The organism is Shewanella glacialimarina (assembly GCF_020511155.1).
Taxonomy (GTDB): domain Bacteria; phylum Pseudomonadota; class Gammaproteobacteria; order Enterobacterales; family Shewanellaceae; genus Shewanella; species Shewanella glacialimarina.
Window position 1 is genome coordinate 3,370,120 of the sequence record NZ_CP041216.1, and the last position, 18,727, is coordinate 3,388,846.

Genomic DNA, 18,727 nt, shown 5'->3' on the forward strand with positions numbered 1-18,727 from the left:
AGTTTAAATGACTAAATTGATTAACGATATACAAAGCTTTTCGACCTCTTCGGCAGGAATAGATAAATATCATCTTGCTGATGAAAAAAGACTGCAAGGCAACCCATTACAGAGCGTGCAAAACCATTACGCCAGTCCTTGTTCGCAATTCAATGTTGGCATATGGCAAAGCGAAGCTGGGTGTTGGAATGTGCAATATACCGAACATGAATACTGTGACATTCTTGAAGGCACTAGTGTAATTACTGATGCTAATGGCGCCAAATTGACGGTTACTGTCGGCGATAAGTTTGTTATCCCTGCAGGATTTATAGGGACTTGGGAAGTAATTGGCCAGTGTAAAAAGGTGTATGTCATCTTTGAAGCGCAATAAGCACCTACTCAGGGTTAGCATAGCTAACCCTGTAAAATATATCTTGCAAAAAATGTTAAAATGATTCACAAATAATACCAGACTACGGTCATAAAAATACCAGACTAAGATGATGATTTACCTGTAACACCTGCCACGGAGTATAAAACCAAAACATATGTTTTTGGTAAAGTTGGCACCACCAGTTTTGCCCTACAAAACTGAGTATATAACTATAAATGGAGAAGATATCGTGTCTAAAACATTCACAAAAACCAGACTAGCGCTATTAGCCGGCCTTACCCTTTCTGCTTCCGTGCTTTCAGGTTCTGTAATGGCTGAATTTTCAGGTGAAGTGTCACTTACAAATGACTATCGCTTTCGCGGCGTATCTCAAACTGCTGGCGACCCAGCCCTGCAAGCAGGCGTAGATTGGAGTGCTGAAAACGGCTTTTTTGTAGGCGCATGGGCAAGCAACGTCGACTTTGATGAAGAAGGTTATAATGGCCCTGATATCGAGTTAGATATCTATGCCGGTTACTACGGTGAAATTAATGACAATACTAGCTGGGACGTCACGCTTTACCGTTACAACTATCCAGGTGATAGTGAACTCGACTATTTAGAAGCCACTGTAGGTGTAGATTTTAGCGGTTTCAGAGCAGCTTATTGGTATACCAATGATTACGGTGGCAGTGATTTAGACTTACATTACATGGAGCTAAACTACGGCTGGGAATTCACTGAAAACTGGAGCTTAGATGTTCATTACGGTTATAACTTTGGTGATGCTTTAGATGATGGCGAAGGCTTTGATAGCTACTCTGATTACTCTGTCGGCGTATCGACTGAAGTGGCAGGGTTTGGCCTGTCACTGGCTTATTTAATGACAGATCTAGACGGCGATTATGCTGTTGATGATGGTATATTCAAAACTAAAGACACTGTCCTTGCTTCAGTCAGTTACGCTTTTTAAAATCAGCTAAGATTCTAAATTAGAAAAACTAAGTTAAATTGATTGAATTACCCCCTTAAAAAGCTTACTCCATGAGTAAGCTTTTTGTTTGTTGTTATTGGTTACTATTAAGCAACTTTTTCACCACAAGTGTACCCGCCATCATGTCATGAAAGCTTCGGTTCTTTTTTGAAACGAAAATAGGGATCAGCAATATCAAATTAATAGAGACTAACAATGAAAACAGCAAACACCTGACGAAGTACTTTCCAACAGTTGGTTTTAGCCCAGTTTTCTCATCTATGACTTCAATTTTGAATAATTTTTTGCCTACATTTATATCCAAAACCCAATATAAAAAGAACAATAATGGAATGAGCAGAAACATCACATAGCCTATTGGCAATGTGATGCCAGCCAACATTAACCCTTTAGCAATAAGCATAATCACTATTAATATAATGACAATATCGATTGTAAATGCGCCAATTCTGGCCGTACTGACGGTTTCTCTTTCCATGAGCTATTCCTTTAAAAATGTATCCATTAGTAACCTTGATAAGCACTCACCATAAGCCATTAACTACGACTGGTATAATCACCCCATGCTAACCACTTATAGGTAGTTAACGCATCTAATGCCATTGGCCCACGAGCATGTAATTTTTGGGTACTGACCGCCACTTCGGCGCCTAAACCAAATTGAGAACCATCGGTAAAACGAGTACTAGCGTTAACATACACAGCGGCTGAATCAACTTGATTCATAAAGTAACTGGCAGCATGAATATCGTCGGTTAAAATCGCTTCAGAATGCCCGCTTGAATATTGACGAATATGACTAATGGCCCCATCAATATTATCAACCACTTTAATGCCCAAGGTTAATGATAACCACTCAGTTGAAAACGACTCATCATCAGCGGCGGCGCTGACATCAAAACCTAACCCCTCTAAATACCCTTGAGCTTGATCGCAAGCGTAAAACCTCACCCCAAGACTGTGTAAATGGGCAGCCACTTTAGGCACAAACTCACTGGCAACCGCTTGATCAACTAATAAGGTATCAAGGGCGTTACACACGGTTGGCCGTTGCACTTTCGCGTTAGCGATAACATCTATAGCACGACTTAAATCAGCACTTTTATCTACCAATAAATGACAAATACCAATACCGCCAAGAATAACTGGAATACTAGACTGCTCAGCGCATAAACGCTGTAAAGTATGACCACCGCGAGGAATGATCATATCGACATATTTATCTAGGCGCAGTAGGCCGCTAACAATAGCGCGCTCTGGTGAATCAATTAGCTGAACCGCGCCTTCAGGCAAGTTCAAGCTAGTTAATGCACCGCGGATAACTTCACTCAATACTTTATTTGATTCAATGGTTTCTTTACCACCACGTAAAATAACCGCATTACCGGTTTTTAAAGCAAGCACAGCAATATCGACAGTAACATTAGGACGAGCTTCATAAATGACTCCCACCACACCTAAAGGTACACTGCGCTGAGTCAGTCGCAATCCATTATCAAGCAACTGACTTGCAGCTTCTTTTCCTATTGGGTCGGCTAAGGCAATCACATTATCAATATCGCCAATAATGCCCGCTAAGCGACCTTCATCAAGCATTAAGCGATCAATCATGGCATCGGTTAAGCCATTACCTTTAGCGGCGATAACATCTTTAGCATTGGCGGCTAAAATAACCTCTGCATGCTCTGCTAAGCTCTGGCTAATGGTTTGTAAAAGGTGATTTTTTTGTTTAGCCGATAAAGTGGCCAGGATAAAACTGGCCGCTTTAGCTTGCTGGCCTAAGTTAACCAGATACTCATTAACTTGATCTTGTTTTACTGACACTTGATTAACTGACATGTACTGTTTCCTTGTTTTCTAATACCACCATATCATTGCGATGAACCGCGGCATCACCATAGTCATAACCTAAAATAGCTTCAATCTCATTTGAATGCTTACCGCAAATTTTACGTAAATCGGCGGCGCAATATCGACTGATCCCTTTACCCAGTACTTTTGCCTGAGCATTGACAATTAACACGGTTGCGCCACGCTCAAAATTACCTTCAATACGAGCAATGCCTTTAGACAATAAGCTGCGGCCACTTTCAATAACGGCAGTAGCAGCGCCCTGATCAATATACAGTTTTCCCTGGCTAGCCGGGCCGGCCAAAATCCACTGTTTACGGCTTTCAAGTGGCGTATCTATGGCACTAAAATGTGTCCCTACAGACTCTCGCATAGCCACTTTATTAATCACATCTGGATGATGGCCAGAAGCGATAACCACCTCAATTCCCGCACGTCTGGCAATATCAGCAGCTTCAAGTTTAGTTGCCATACCGCCTGTGCCTAAACCGGAAACCGAACCGCCCGCTAACAAACGTAAACTGTCGTCAATATTGACCACCTGTTTGATTAACTGGGCATCAGGGTTAGTTCGCGGGTCGGCATCAAAAAGGCCTTTTTGATCGGTCAGCAAAATCAATAAATCAGCATCACAAAGTAATGCGGCGCGCGCCGATAAATTGTCATTGTCGCCCACCTTAATTTCATTGGTTGCTACGGCATCATTTTCATTAATGATCGGAATAATATTGTTATCGAGTAACGCATTTAAGGTATCGCGGGCATTCAAATAGCGTTCGCGGTCTTGCAGATCGGCCCGTGTCAGCAGCAATTGCCCCACGTGTAAACCGTACAAACTAAACAGTTGTGACCAGGCGAGAATTAACTGGCTTTGCCCTACCGCGGCAAGCAGCTGTTTATGCGCCATGGTATCAGGCAAAATGGGGTATTGCAGATGTTCACGCCCCGCAGCAATAGCGCCTGAAGTACATAACACCACTTCAACACCCGATTTCATTAAATAAGCCATTTGTCTGGCCAACTCAACCATATGTGCTTTATCTAATTTTTTGCTGCCAGAAGTCAGTACACTGGTGCCTAACTTCACTACCACGCGGCGATAACCCATTTAAGCTTCTCTCAAATTTGATTGATAAATAGTACGAGCTATTTTTATACCCAATTCGCTACAAAATTCCTAGATAAAGCTGCATTTGAATCGGCTTAAATGAATTTAATTCGAGATAAGCAATAAAAAAGGGCTATGCATTGCATAACCCTTAATTAATATGACTCGACTTACACGACCTAGCCGTAAATAAACTTCACCAGAAATAAAATGGCTATAAATATCACACCGGCATTTAAGTCTTTAAATCGACCTGTTAATAGCTTTATCACTAAATAAGAGATAAACCCAAAACCAATAGCATTCGCAATAGAGAACGTCAGCGGCATTAATAAACAGGTTACCACTACCGGAGCTGCTTCAGTTAAGTCATCCCAATCAACATTAACAAGACCAGACATCATCAAAATAGCGACGTAAAATAACGCACCCGATGTAGCGTAGGCTGGCACCATACCCGCTAATGGCGAAATAAATAATGCCGCTAAGAATAAAATGCCGACTACCACAGCGGTTAAGCCTGTACGACCACCTGCACTCACACCCGCAGTACTTTCAATATAACTGGTGGTAGTAGATGTACCTAACATGGCACCGGTAATGGTGGCAACACTGTCTGCCGTTAAGGCGCGTTTAACTCGTGGTAAACGGCCTTTATCATCTAAGAAACCACCCCGTTGAGCCACAGCAACCAAAGTGCCTGAGGTATCGAATAAATCGACAAACAAGAAGGCAAAAATCACTGAAATCATGCTAATTTCTAATACGCTGGAAATATCCATTTTCATGAATGTCGGCATAATAGAAGGAGGTACAGACACTAAGCCATTGTATTGCACATCACCAAATAGCAAACCTAATACGGTGACGGTCATAATGCTGAGAATGACCGCCGCTTTCCAGCCGCGATGCACCATTGCAATGATCAGAAAGAACCCAAGTGATGCCATCACAGCCGGAAACGACGTGATATCGCCCATAGTCACTAAGGTAGCAGGGCTTGCCACCACAATGCCGGCACTTTTTAAGCCGATTAAGGCTAAAAATAACCCGATACCTGCGGCAATACCAAACCGTAACGACATTGGAATACTGTTAACAATCCACTCACGAATTTTGACTAGAGACAACACCAAGAAACAGACACCCGACATAAACACAGCGCCTAGTGCAGTTTCCCAGCTGTATCCCATCTCACCGACCACGGTGTAAGTAAAGAAGGCATTTAGCCCCATCCCCGGTGCTAGCGCGATAGGATAATTGGCTAACAACCCCATGATTAAACAACCAATTGCAGCAGCTAAACAGGTTGCGACGAATACAGCACCATGATCCATTCCTGCATCTGCAAGCATCATTGGGTTAACAAAAATGATGTAAGCCATAGTTAAAAAGGTCGTTAAACCCGCAACCACTTCTTGCTTTAACGAGGTATTGTTTTGTTTTAGTTTAAATAGTTTTTCTAGCATAGAACTCGTTACCTTGGGTGTAGGGTTAATTAATGTTTTTATTATTTTGAGCTGATCCGATAAATGACCCCGAATGCTCAAAGGAGGGAGATTATATCCTGTAGCATGTTATAAAATCATACTTTAGACGCAAAAACACCTGATAAAGCCTGAAAACAGACTTTTTGTAGCAGGTTAATCACTTTTAAAACTGAATGAGGGTAATACCAATCATGCGTTAGAAGCTTCACTTTCAATGAAAATTATAAGGTGATTTTGCTAATAGGTTTAACACGCAACAATTTACGTTACATGGTAGCTTCAGATTAACGGTAACACTCGACACGTGTTAGCACTACGCTCTGTGATGTAAGAAATGCATTAAAAATTAAAACTCATTTTTGGTAGATATTTTGATTAAGAAACTATGAGTTAAACTATAGTCTTGTTATACAATTTTTAACTGCTTACTCCATTCTGACCACGAAATAGACCGTCCAGGAAATGCTACTTTAGCAAAGGGCCAGTCATTAGAGAGCCATTTAACAACAACATTATACAGTTCTTGATCTAACCCTAAACTATCATCCCGCACCCATAAATATACATCGCAATCATGATGTTGGGATTGACTGGGATCTATATAAACAGAACCAAGACATTTGGTTTCATTATGATTAAAAACTGAATATGCAAATGCCTCCCTAGATTCAAACTCTTTTTTGTGGATTTTAAGACTTTCAATATTGGCTTCTATCAACATGTCGATTTTTGGCCAATCTGAGCCTAAGCCAAAAATGCCTTGAAGTCTCTTCTGGCTAGACATCACAGCCTCAAAATCTAAGTCTGCAATTGAATCCTCTAGCACTCTGAAATAAAAGTGTTCTGTATTTAAAAATAGTGGAACAACAAATGATTTATGTATAAAACTTAATGACATACTCAAAACTGTCCGTAGTAATATAACGCTAAACTAACGGAGAAAAGCACTGCGAGACAATCGCGAATCAGCGCAGTGTTTTTGTCTCAATGACTGAAGGGCATGCGTTAAACCTTGCTACGCCCTTGCACTATTCTTAATACTTCCTAATGACAGACACCTTGCCGTCTTCTATTTCTAAAACTTCCATAGTCTCATAGCTTTGATCAATAACTTCTTTAGTTTGAGGATGAACACCACTGCTATGGGTTAAATAAGTGATGACAACAGCATTATAAGCGGGGACAACCTCATAAAGTTCAGCTGAATAGTTTGTATGGGAGCCGAGATAGAATGACATGCCATTACGCATACTTTCTTTGCCGTCCGGTAAACGTGAATCGTCGGGATCGTAAGGTAGGTGTTGGTGCCCCACATCATCTTTTAAGAACGCCAAATAATGTTCTATATCCTGTTTAGTAGCATTTGGTGCTTGGGTGGCTTTCCATGCTGTAAAGTACGATTTTCCAAATTCTGTTAAATCAATTTCTGCAGCACTCAGTGATAGCGAAATCGACAGGGATAACAAAAATAAATACAATTTTTTCAAAATAAACTCCTATGTTAATTGCGGTATAACATTAAGCAATTTTTACTCTATGACCGAAGGGAACGAGTTTAGCGATTTACTAGATGGTATTGTTAAATATACAAATCATTGTTTTTTAAAATCTGCCTTATCTGTATTTGGTCTTCAAGCACTGTTTGGTAAATCCATTTATAAAAGTATTTACCATTAGTAGCAATCACTTCCTCAGCTTTCTCTTTACCTAATATTTGTGCCAGAGCATCCAACTCCATAAGACATACCGCTAAATGGAGGTATGTAGAAGATTCACTTCTAGCACCGTCGGGGAACCCAACTGGCACTGAAGGATATAATTTATTAAGTTCTGCTATTGTTTGTGAAACTTGAATTTTTCGAATATCTTCAAACCAATGTATTTGTTCATGTAAAAGCTGCGATAAGCCAGCAGGATCGTTGTTTGGCATAGTTGCAGTAAGAATTAAAACGGGGTGACTTGACGGGCTTCTTGCCGATTCATCTATGATGATATTATCGGTAAACCACCACTTTTCTAGATCATGTGTTTCAATAAGCCGTAGAACTTGTTTCTGCTTAGCTTTCTCATTATCTGAATCATTGACAAGGGAAATGTTAACTTCTTCGGCTGAAACATTGAAAATGAAAAGTAAAGGTATTGCTAACTTTAAGATTTTCATAAAACCTCCTTGTTTACTATAACAACATTGTTACCCATAATTTTGCACTCTCTATGACATTATAGGGGGAGTTGATGGGCACATATCATTGTGTGGCTTTTCTTCCTTAAATGACGAGCTCGATAGTCGTATTCGAGATAGCCAACGCCGTCCTTTATTTTCATACTTTAATCTACTTTATAGCTTTAATTCAATGTTTTACTTTGTTTTTTACTTGTTTGGTTACTGAATCACGCAACTTCAACCTAACCAATTGCCTGCCGCAGGCCTATGTGCAGATGATCCAGCGAGACGCCGCAAGCACATCCATGTGGGCTTAACCAAAACAAATAACATACATGTTAAACAGCCAGTTCGGCATCCATGCCTCTCGCTCAGAAATGTTTCACTTAGTGAAACTTCGCCCTGTTATGGATACTCGCTGGCTCATCTGCACCCGAAATTTTCACATCTTCGATTTAACTTCATTCGTAACAATACAGTAAAAAAAGCTGGGATTTACAGTTTGAATTGAGGTCATCGAGACTCTTTATTCCGAGAACCCGTGAGCTTGCCATGGATGCCACGCTAGCTTCCGATGGGCCAGGGATGGCACATCGGAAGCATTAGGGCTTTTTGATAATGGCCGAAGCTGGTTACAAATGAGGTTTAAAGCTGGAGCGATCCCCATCGAAAATTATGCGCTTTTCAGCATTTTTCGTCTGGGGCGGCAGGGCCTAATTCTTTAATTAAAAGTAAAGAGGGTATTGCTGTTGATACCCTTTTGGCCGGTGCAGGATGGAATCCTGCGATGTTAATCCAAACCCGTTTAGAAATACTAAAAGAAAATTGCGGTCTAAATCTGGTGTGGGCGAAGCGTCACGACTTTGATTTTTTCAAATGGCAAAAACACTTAGCGGCAAAAGTGAGTTAGTGTTTTTGAAAAAATCTTATGTCACTCACTCATTAAAACTTGCCGATAAAGCAAATACTCGAAAGATTCATTATGGTGATTTGCGAGCCGACCATCTGTTGTGGTTGAATTAGCCGGACACTTCAATAAAGGAATATAATAATGCCATTATTGAGGTGAATATGACTAAACGAATAAATAAACAATATCCAGATGATTTTAAACAAGAAGCTGTCGCTTTGGTTCTTGAACAAAATTACACGATAGTCCAAGCAGCAGCGTCTTTAGGTATTACAGATAAAATTCTTTATAACTGGGTGGCTAAACAAAAAAAGCTAACTCAAGGCGATGCATTATCTGTAGATGAACGCACTGAGCTCATGTTATTGCGTAAAGAGAATAAACGCTTATTGATGGAGCGCGAAATACTAAAAAAGGCCAGCGCCTTCTTTGCGAAAGAAATGAAGTAAGGTATTCATTTATCAATAATCTTGAGTCGAAATTTCCTATTTCGATGGCGTGTAAAGTGATGCAAGTCAGTTCGTCAGCGTATTACGTTTGGCTTAAAAGGCCTGGTGAGCTTATCACTGCTGACACTCTAGAATTATTTCGTCGAGCTAAAGCATTATTCAAGGCCAGTAGAAACAGCCTAGGTAGCAGAGAGTTAGCTAAAGCATTACGCAAAGAAGGGGTTAGCATTACACGTTATCGCACTATTAAGTTAATGGCGCGATTGAAACTGGTGGTAACGCAACGTCTGGCTTATAAAGTCACCACAAAGCGTAAACACAGTGATAGCGTGGCTGATAATTTGCTTAATATGAATTTTAATCCTGTTGGGCCAAACCAAGTATGGGCAGGTGATGTGAGCTATCTTAAAACAGGTGAAGGTTGGCTATATCTTGCCGTTGTAATGGATTTGTATTCTCGCAGAATCGTCGGCTGGCATATCTCTAAGCGTATGACGAGAAGCTTAGTGGAGAAAGCATTTTTGAAGGCTTACAACTTGCGAAAACCACCTAAAGGCTTAGTATTTCATAGCGATAGAGGTTCGCAGTATACGAGTAAAGGGTATCGACGTTTATTAAAACAATTGAACTGTCGAGCGAGTATGGGTGATGTCGGTGCGTGTTGGGACAATGCAGTTGTGGAGCGTTTCTTTGGTAGTTTAAAGCATGATTGGCTATTAAAAATACCACAGCCAACTCGTCACCATATGTGTGATGATGTAGCTAAATATATGAAATATTACAATCTAGAGCGACTGCACTCGGCAAATGCTGATCAGTCACCGATAGATTTTGAAATTTCTTTTAGAAAAGTGTCCGGTTGGAGTTGACCAGAACAATCCGACCCATGGGTAGGTCATCTGAGCTACAAGGACTTTTTATTTCGAAAGCATGCTGCGTGTCGGAGAGTGAATAACATAAAAAGTGTCTATAAATCTCAGGCCCTATCAGGAATAGGTAAATCTGCCCTGTTATAAATTCGTCGGCAACAAATTTGAATGACTTCAGCTGGACTAAATGCTGAGCGCCATGAATTGCAACGAGTGAAATCTGCCAGTGCACTTATCTTCTTTGTTGGCCATTAGAGCAATCAGCTCATTCAAGAACCGCATAAGCCAACTCATTTCAAGCCCACTCATTAAAGTGAGTCTTTTGAACAACTTATAGACTGCTAGAGCAAGTTAAGATCGGCTTACTCACTTAGAAAAGAAGCTAATTCATCAACATGAGATTGAGTTTCATTGATGAGTAGGCCAATTTGAACCGCGGCGTCATTCGACGTTTTTGCAAGATTACGAACTTCGTCCGCAACCACGGCAAATCCTCGTCCAGCTTCACCAGCTCTTGCTGCTTCGATGGCAGCATTGAGTGCTAATAGGTTAGTTTGATCGGCGACCGCATTAATGGTCGTTACCGTATTTTGAATTTTACTCAACACTGTAGACATAGCATGATGCGTTTCGGTCACTAACTTATTACGAGAAGAAACATTACTGCCAAAAACAATATACTTAGAAATATTTCCATTCAAATCCGTAATGGAAGAAATAATACAATCTAAAATAACTTCAGTGCCCTGATAAATCAGTTTCATCATGACTGCTGTCGGTTCGCCTCGTAGGATCATCTGCGTACGAGAATGATCTAAATGGTCTTTTAAATTTCCCACTACATTTTGCATTTGTATATCGTCGTATAAATTTAACTGCTTTTTAGTATAGTCATTAGCCGAAATAAACTGACCACTTTGGTTAAACTCTAGCACTGCCGAATGACTACTTATTGCATCTCTTTGATTAATCTGTTCTAACAAAATACGCTTGATTTCACGCACATCAGAGCTTACACCAACAAAACCTGTGTGCTCCCCCTTGTCATTAAAAATCGGATTTACCGCCAATACAATCCAATATGGCACCCCATTTTTATCAAAATTCAATATCTCTTCATAGAAGGCTTGTTTTGCTTTGAGCTTTTGAGATATGCGCTTAATCGTTTCTTTGTCGGTTTGTTCACCTTGCAAAAGAATACCGGGTTTTTTCCCCTTAACCTCTGCAAGAGTCAAGCCTGAAAGCTTTTCAAAACCAGGATTTACATATTCGACTAAACCATATTTATCAGTGATCAATACACTAGTGCTAGTATTGCTTACCACTTTTGATAACATTTCGAATTGCTTGATATGCTGGTTTTGCTTTTGATGGGATAATACATAGGCTGTGAGCTTTTGATTACCAGAATCAATTTTGTGGCGCTCCACATGGACATAGACCTTATCTTGTTCAGATAAACAAAGTAGTTGATCTTTATTGTTAAGCCCGTTTTGTAACGTTTTACTTAAATTGATATCTGCTTGATTTAAATAAATAGAATCAGCATTTACGGGTTCCAAATTAGCTGTGACTAACTTTTCATTGTTATCAAATACAACATAGGCCTTGCCACTGAAAGCTAATAACGCTTGCCACACACTTTCATTTAATAACGGCGTTGATACAGCATCAAACGTATAAAGTGAGCAAGACGCTAAGTTTTTATAAGTAAGTTGGATAACTTGCTGATTAAATAGTAGGTTTTCATCACAGCGAATAGTTTTGCTAATACTGTCATAACGACGAAGCAACAAGGTAAAGGTTTGATTATGACAAGCTTGTTTTAAGCGCTGGCTTAATTGGTTAAAAGCATCATTAAAGGCAATAATATTTTGCTGAGCATCGACCACAACAGCTGCTGACTGATGCGTGGTAACTAACTGCAATGCTAGCACTTTCCTACTAATTGTTGAACTGAACCACATAATAGATCTCTAATAAAAAATTAACAAAATTAATACGTTAATTGAGCACTAATAGATCACTATTTAAGGCCGAAGTAATTGAAGTAATTAGCAGATGACTGGTTTACCCTTAAAATCATTAGATAAAATATATAACGGGACATAAATATTGCTCCGCTTTAATAATTGCTCTGCTTTAAGAATTGCTCCGCTTTAACAAAAGAAATTAAACCAGCCCTTTTTATGATGCTTTAGCAAAACACTCTTAAAGGCACTTATAGTGCCCCCATTAATCTGAAGTAGCATTTTAAGCAGGCTTGTGATTGAAGCCGCGGCTGAAATGACATAAACGACAGACAAAAAAAAGCCTACTCATAAGAGTAGGCAGACATGGGTTCAAGTATCCCGTTGGGGAACGGAAAACTAGTATCACTTGGGGATGTGATAAGGGAACAAATCAAGTTGATTTATTACCCGAGTCTAAACGTCAATAAGACGAAAAAGGGTTGTGAATAGTCAAACGGAAATAAGTTGAACTATTTTAAAACTTCATGGCGAAAAAACCGCCACGCAAAGCCTCTGGATTAATCCAAGTGTTTTGCCAAAATATCTTGCCATTGCCTAAATAAGACATAATAAATTCTCCAAATTAAAGTTGTATAAACCTAGTAGTGGTTCTGATCCGTGGAACTAACCTTTCTCAATCCATTGAGACAACTTTCTTTCACTCGATTCCTTGGAGATAACATCCATCCTGGATTTACTAGCATTGACGGTGTCTTGCTTGCCGACGAAGATAATTATACAAAACTGTAATTTAATTACAAGCTTTATTTGATATAAATCACAAAAAACCTTTATTCGGTAATAACATTACCAAATAAAGGTTTTAACAAACACAGAACAAACTATTAACAACACATTAAGTCATTATTAAATAACAACAAAAATACTATAAACCTACCCAATGGTAAACTGTAATAAAGCAACCAAAGGTTGTGCTGTTGGCTTGCCGTATAAGGGATCACCTTCAGTCGCGCTGCCGGCAATATCAATATGGGTATAGCTTAACGGTTGGCTGCTTTTTAAATGGTGGCTATCGAGTCCTGAGGCTTTCAATAAAAATGCTGCTGGGTATTGATGTCCACGCGCAGTCACTGATGACGGGCCATTGTTGGACGATATCACATCTGCCGCACCATTTTTATCTGCAACCTTATCAAAATCTTCAGGGCGTAAGTATGACACCTCAAATGGTTCAGCCCATTGCTGACCAATGTGTTGCAATGTTGCTGCTACGCCTTGCTGTTTAGCCACCGCATTTTCAACTAAGGCAGTATAACTACCATAGGCGCGCACCACATGACCGGTTAAGGTCGCTACCGAATATAATGATGGCGCAACCGATTGCGTAGCTTGAATGCGTAAATGCGACAGCAAATCAGCTAATACCAGCCGCCCTTCGGCGTCCGTATTACCAATACGGACTCGAACACCTGCATGGCTAGTAATAATCTCATCAGTAACAAACGCTTCACTGCCGATACTATTACGCACTAAACCCAGCTCGGCGATAACCTTAACGCCCTTAGGCTTTAATATTGATAGGGTTTTCATTAACCCCGCAACGGCTGCTGCGCCGCCTTTATCACGGCTCATACCCGCCATGCCACCAGCAATTTTAATGTCAGCTCCGCCAGTGTCATATACCACACCTTTACCCGCAAATAATAAGGTCCGAGTAATTTCACCTTCACCGGTGTAAGCCACTTTCACCACCCGTGGATGATGGCGCGCAACATCAAATGAGCTGCGCCCCACTGCGCTTAACAAGGGGTAATCTTTTATTAAGGTCGCTTTATTATCAACCACGGTAACATCCAGGCCGCTGTCTTTAAAAGACGCCACACAGTAATCAGCAAAGTTAATCGCACTCATGCGCTCAGGTTCAGTACCGCATAAATCACGCGCTAATACCCTTCCCGCTTCTAACGCATTTAACAGTTCACTTTTAGGTGAGCAAGCCATTAAGCCAATAGCGGTTAACGCTGGCGTAAGTGAGTTTGCTTCACGGGTTTCGAGTGGTTGCCACAATGCTTGACCGCAAGCCAGTGCAGCCACTTCAGTGGCAAAACTAAAACGAGGGTCTTGAGACGATGTTACTATTAATAAAGGTTTAGTTGCGCCTGCATCTTTGGCAATATTGATCCCCTCTTTTGCGGCTTTGGCAAAAATGCGCACATCGGCATAGTCATCATCACCCGTTACTGGGGCAATAATCAGTCTGCCACCAGCTAAGCCAGGGGCAAACAGTAATGTGGCTTGCTTGCCTACGCGGTGGTCAATCTGCTTAGCATGTTCAGCCAATAAGCTAATCTCTTGCTGAGCAAGCTGAGTTAAATCAGCAGTGACGACGATGACGGCATCAAAACCTTCGCCTTCAAAAATGGCTTGATCGTTATTTACATCTACTACTGGCACTTGAAACATGATTTTTCCTTATGCTTTATTGTCGATTATTCTTGGTGTGTGAACGGTCTGATTGATTTTTAGTGATAGCGTTAACGGTTATTCTAGAGTGAATTTTTATTTACACAATAACCTGCCTACTGCAAAGAAAAACCACGCAGTCACAATGGCAATTGAACAGCCTATGTTAGAATAATGGCATATTTTATCCTGATTGAGGACGTTTCGTGACTGCATTAAATCAATTATATCCACAACCTCTTTGGCAATGGTTCGAACAAATTTGTGCTATTCCCCACCCTTCTAAGCATGAACAAGCGCTATCAAGCCACATTCAACAATGGGCAAAAGGCAAAGGCCTTAGCGTGGTTGAAGATAAAGTGGGTAATCTCATTATTCGTAAACCTGCTACTCCCGGTATGGAAGATCGCAAAATTGTTGTCTTACAAGCTCATATCGATATGGTGCCACAAAAAAATGCCGACAAAGTGCATGACTTTGAAAAAGATCCTATCGAAGCCTATGTTGATGGTGAATGGGTTAAAGCAAAAGGTACAACATTAGGTTCAGATAATGGCATTGGCATGGCTTCGGCTTTAGCCGTGTTAGGTAGTGATGACATTAAACATGGTCCACTTGAAGTCTTATTGACCATTGATGAAGAAGCCGGCATGACTGGCGCGTTTGGTTTAGAAGCCGGTTATTTAGACGCTGAGATTTTGATCAACACCGACTCTGAACAAGAAGGTGAGATTTACATGGGTTGTGCTGGCGGTGTTGACGCCCAGATATCTGTGCCACTTTCATGGCAAGCACCTGAGCTGAGCAATCAATCGTTTAAGCTGACCTTGTCAGGCATTAAAGGCGGTCACTCTGGGGTAAATATTCATCTTGGTCGTGGTAATGCCAATAAACTACTGGCTCGTTTTTTGTTTAAATACAGTGATGAATTAGCCCTAGAACTCGTTGATTTTACCGGTGGTTCATTACGTAATGCGATTCCGCGTGAAGCGAATATCAGCTTTATGTTACCTGCTGAAAATGTTGATGGGTTAAAAACGGCTATTAGCGCATTTCAGGCTGTGGTACGTGAAGAGTTAGCGATTGCCGACCCAAGCATGTTGTTAACCTTAGAAGCCATTGATGCACCAAGTAAAGTCATGGGCGAAGATGCGCAAAACAGCTTAATTGACTTACTACATGCCTGCCCGAATGGGGTAATACGTATGAGTGATGAAGTAGCTGGTGTAACTGAAACCTCATTAAATGTGGGTGTCATTAGCACTGAACAAGAAAGCATTGAAATTTTATGTTTAATTCGCTCGCTTATCGACTCAGGCCGTGATGAAGTGCAAGGCATGTTAAATGCACTGACCAATCTTGCCGGAGCCAGTATTGAGTTTAGCGGCGCTTACCCTGGTTGGAAGCCGGATAACAGCTCACCGGTTATGGCCATTGTGCGTGACACCTACAATGACATTTACCAAAAAGACCCAACCATTATGGTTATCCATGCAGGTCTTGAGTGTGGTTTATTTAAAGAGCCCTACCCAACTATGGACATGGTATCTATTGGCCCCACCATTCGTTATCCGCACAGTCCGGATGAAATGGTTAACATTGAAACCGTAGGCCAATACTGGCAGTTATTATTAGCCGTATTAGAACGTATTCCAGCTAAAGCTTAATGTAAGGCTAGGCTTAATGCGATGTAAGGCAAGGCTTTAAGGCTTTAAGGCTTTAAGCCATTCAGCATGGAAACTTAAAACTGTAAATCGAGTTGGGCAACCGACTCAGTTTGCAGTTTTTTTTCACCTGTTTCCGCCAACCCAACACTCACCCCAATTAATCTAATACCCCGTTCATTACTTCTGGTCAGTGCTTGTTGTAACAATTCATAAAACAGCTTTACCGATATTTCATCGCTGCGTTGCTCGATGGTGGTTTGTTTAAAATCGTTGAATTTGATCTTCACCACTTGCTTATTGATTAATCGATCTTTTGCGCTGCGGCTCACCCGACTATCAAGCTCTTGAATAAGTTGCGGTAATACTTGGTGGCATTGAGCTAAGGTAAAAATATCCTGGGCTAATGTTGTTTCAACGCCCACAGATTTACGCACTCGGTTATTGCTGATAGGCCTTGGATCGATGCCATTTGATCGTTCAATTAACACTGCGCCAAACTTACCAAAACTTTCCAGTAACTTTGCCTTAGGATACAGCTGCACATCGGCACAGGTTTCTAACCCTAATACCGACAATTTTTGCGCTGTGACTTTGCCAACGCCCGGAATTTTCTTTAACGGTAGGGTGCGTACAAATTCAGGAATTTCATCGGGGGTAATCACATATTGACCATTAGGTTTATTTAAATCTGAGGCAATTTTGGCTAAAAACTTAATCGGCGCGACGCCCGCTGATGCTGTTAATCCGGTTTCTAACTCGATATCTCGGCGAATAGCCTGGGCAATTAAGGTCGCGCTGCCGTGGTATTGCTGACAGTCACTGACATCGAGGAAGGCCTCATCTAATGACAGTGGCTCAATCACATCACTGTAGCGGTTAAATATCTGCCTTATTTGTTGTGAAACATCTTTATAAACCTGCATCCGCCCTGGCACCAAGACTAAATGAGGGCACAGCTTTAACGCTTGATAGCTCGACATAGCTGAGCGCACACCAAACTTACGTGCAGCATAGTTACAGGTACTGATGACGCCACGGCGATCACTACGTCCACCCACAGCAATAGCTTTATCGCGCAATTCAGGAAAATCACGCATCTCAACGGCGGCAAAATAGCAGTCCATGTCAACATGAATAATTTTGCGCATTACTTACGCCATCGGTATTGGGAAGATAACTCATGATACTGTATATAAAAACAGTATTCAATATATCTACTAACTTAGAAACATCACATATTCCACTTATATTAAGGCCAATGAAGGAGAATATAAGGTACTTAATGGCAATCTAGCACCCACTAACGCAAACTTTTTCCTCAAACTTAGCTCACTGTTCTATCCAATACTTAAATAATTAACAAATCAAAATCTAGTATATGCCACGCGCCAAACAGCCTGCATTATATACGCACTAAAAAATTTCACTTAATTTGAGAGTTTAGCGTCATGTATAAATAATGGTGGCCGACTGCAAAGACTACTTGGGGCAAACCTGTCGATTACTAGAAATTCGCCGAGTGTTTATCCAAAAAATAGTCATGTCTGGGGCACAAAATTAGTCACAGAGGCACTTAAACAGATAAAACTGGGCTTACCTATGGGCTTATTTTATCCTCTAATACAACTCAGTTTCGCAGTTATCCATGGTGACAATAAATTAATTGCTAATGCTTTAGCTTATTCTGCTATTCGTTACCATAATTACCCTGAGCTTTCATTGTCTGATACTGCAGAGCCTTTACTGTCAGATACCCTTGAGCCTGCCTTGTAAAAATATTAAGGCTTCATCAATGTGGGTTGATATAAATAAGCACATCCGTAAGGTAACGTTGGGCTTTCAACCCCTAGCGGTAGTTTACATATATTTGAGCAGCTCTGCGGCGACAGCACTATTCATCAACTAACCTTTAGTCATGGTTTTGTGACTAATGAGCAAAACCTAATAAATAAAATAGTTGAAATTTCACAAATGGCTATTCGTTTATATCTAGCTGAACCGGCACTGACGACCTTACATGCTGTTACTGCTTGTCAAGCTCTTGAAGACCTGAATTACGTTTTGATACGGATATAAAATCATCAACAACTTATAGCAAACTTTGGTCGTTTTATTGGATTTGGTTAACAGGGTTATATCTGAAAAAGGGCTTTCCTGCGAGTTTGCCTAGCGTTAAGGGCAACAATATTTCTTTTGATAGCTGAGAAGTCATGGCTGAAAATGCGCGGAATAGCACTGAAGTTTATCTCATTAAAATGGTTTATAGCTGTAAGTGGTTATATGAAAACATCGAACATAATGAGCTTTATCGTATTGCTGTCATCATCATGCTTAAAGAACAAAATGCCCACCCAACAATAATCAGATGAACACGAGATAAGAGTCTATAAGCCATGTAGGGATCCTTTAATAATTACCTTGTTCTCGTTAAAGG

The 18,727-nt window shown here is 40.7% G+C and carries 16 protein-coding genes; 6 read left to right on the forward strand and 10 right to left on the reverse strand.

Annotation, left to right across the window (positions count from 1 at the left end; translation table 11 throughout):
- Window positions 1–7: 7 nt before the first annotated feature.
- The gene (locus tag FJ709_RS14770; protein WP_226410783.1) at window positions 8–373 is read left to right on the forward strand and encodes a cupin domain-containing protein; all 366 of its coding nucleotides are present in this window, start codon (window positions 8–10) and stop codon (window positions 371–373) included.
- A gap of 232 nt (window positions 374–605) precedes the next feature.
- Window positions 606–1,328, forward strand: a complete 723-nt coding sequence (locus FJ709_RS14775) for a TorF family putative porin (RefSeq protein WP_226410784.1) — start codon at window positions 606–608, stop codon at window positions 1,326–1,328.
- 94 nt (window positions 1,329–1,422) lie between these two features.
- Here FJ709_RS14775 and FJ709_RS14780 read toward each other — a convergent pair whose 3' ends face one another.
- The 7 genes from FJ709_RS14780 to FJ709_RS14810 form a co-directional block, all read right to left on the reverse strand.
- The gene (locus FJ709_RS14780) at window positions 1,423–1,827 is read right to left on the reverse strand and encodes an RDD family protein (RefSeq protein WP_226410785.1); all 405 of its coding nucleotides are present in this window, start codon (window positions 1,825–1,827) and stop codon (window positions 1,423–1,425) included.
- A 59-nt stretch (window positions 1,828–1,886) separates the two neighbouring features.
- Complete coding sequence (locus FJ709_RS14785) at window positions 1,887–3,188, reverse strand: glutamate-5-semialdehyde dehydrogenase (protein WP_226410786.1); 1,302 nt, start codon at window positions 3,186–3,188, stop codon at window positions 1,887–1,889.
- The gene (gene proB, locus FJ709_RS14790; RefSeq protein ID WP_226410787.1) at window positions 3,178–4,308 is read right to left on the reverse strand and encodes a glutamate 5-kinase; all 1,131 of its coding nucleotides are present in this window, start codon (window positions 4,306–4,308) and stop codon (window positions 3,178–3,180) included. The genes FJ709_RS14785 and proB overlap by 11 nt, the downstream gene beginning before the upstream one ends.
- 179 nt (window positions 4,309–4,487) lie before the next feature.
- Window positions 4,488–5,777 (reverse strand): NCS2 family permease, encoded by a 1,290-nt coding sequence (locus tag FJ709_RS14795; RefSeq protein ID WP_226410788.1) that lies wholly within the window; start codon window positions 5,775–5,777, stop codon window positions 4,488–4,490.
- Between the two features lie 427 nt (window positions 5,778–6,204).
- Window positions 6,205–6,696, reverse strand: coding sequence for a hypothetical protein (locus tag FJ709_RS14800; protein WP_226410789.1), 492 nt, complete (start codon window positions 6,694–6,696; stop codon window positions 6,205–6,207).
- 136 nt (window positions 6,697–6,832) lie between these two features.
- The gene (locus FJ709_RS14805) at window positions 6,833–7,285 is read right to left on the reverse strand and encodes a nuclear transport factor 2-like protein (protein ID WP_226410790.1); all 453 of its coding nucleotides are present in this window, start codon (window positions 7,283–7,285) and stop codon (window positions 6,833–6,835) included.
- Window positions 7,286–7,377: 92 nt separating this feature from the next.
- Window positions 7,378–7,959 (reverse strand): hypothetical protein, encoded by a 582-nt coding sequence (locus tag FJ709_RS14810; RefSeq protein WP_226410791.1) that lies wholly within the window; start codon window positions 7,957–7,959, stop codon window positions 7,378–7,380.
- A 790-nt stretch (window positions 7,960–8,749) separates the two neighbouring features.
- Between FJ709_RS14810 and FJ709_RS19610 the strand changes: the two genes are divergently transcribed.
- Complete coding sequence (locus tag FJ709_RS19610; protein ID WP_264177946.1) at window positions 8,750–8,872, forward strand: hypothetical protein; 123 nt, start codon at window positions 8,750–8,752, stop codon at window positions 8,870–8,872.
- Between the two features lie 161 nt (window positions 8,873–9,033).
- Window positions 9,034–10,190 (forward strand): IS3 family transposase gene (locus tag FJ709_RS14815; protein WP_226410792.1). Its coding sequence is split into 2 segments (ribosomal slippage): window positions 9,034–9,280 and window positions 9,280–10,190, totalling 1,158 coding nucleotides; the frame shifts between segments, so codons are not numbered across the junction.
- Window positions 10,191–10,552: 362 nt separating this feature from the next.
- Here FJ709_RS14815 and FJ709_RS19700 read toward each other — a convergent pair.
- Entirely contained in the window at window positions 10,553–12,157 is a 1,605-nt protein-coding gene (locus tag FJ709_RS19700; protein WP_226410793.1) for a methyl-accepting chemotaxis protein, read from the reverse strand.
- Window positions 12,158–13,096: 939 nt separating this feature from the next.
- Window positions 13,097–14,626: a M17 family metallopeptidase gene (locus FJ709_RS14825; protein WP_226410794.1), complete on the reverse strand. Its 1,530-nt coding sequence runs from the start codon at window positions 14,624–14,626 to the stop codon at window positions 13,097–13,099.
- A gap of 206 nt (window positions 14,627–14,832) precedes the next feature.
- Between FJ709_RS14825 and FJ709_RS14830 the strand changes: the two genes are divergently transcribed.
- Window positions 14,833–16,293: an aminoacyl-histidine dipeptidase gene (locus FJ709_RS14830; protein WP_226410795.1), complete on the forward strand. Its 1,461-nt coding sequence runs from the start codon at window positions 14,833–14,835 to the stop codon at window positions 16,291–16,293.
- Between the two features lie 74 nt (window positions 16,294–16,367).
- Here FJ709_RS14830 and dinB read toward each other — a convergent pair whose 3' ends face one another.
- On the reverse strand, window positions 16,368–17,441 hold the full coding sequence (gene dinB, locus FJ709_RS14835; protein WP_226410796.1) for a DNA polymerase IV: 1,074 nt from the start codon (window positions 17,439–17,441) through the stop codon (window positions 16,368–16,370).
- A gap of 451 nt (window positions 17,442–17,892) precedes the next feature.
- On the opposite strand from dinB, the gene FJ709_RS14840 reads away from it, so the two are divergent.
- On the forward strand, window positions 17,893–18,066 hold the full coding sequence (locus tag FJ709_RS14840) for a hypothetical protein (RefSeq protein WP_226410797.1): 174 nt from the start codon (window positions 17,893–17,895) through the stop codon (window positions 18,064–18,066).
- Window positions 18,067–18,727: the final 661 nt, after the last annotated feature.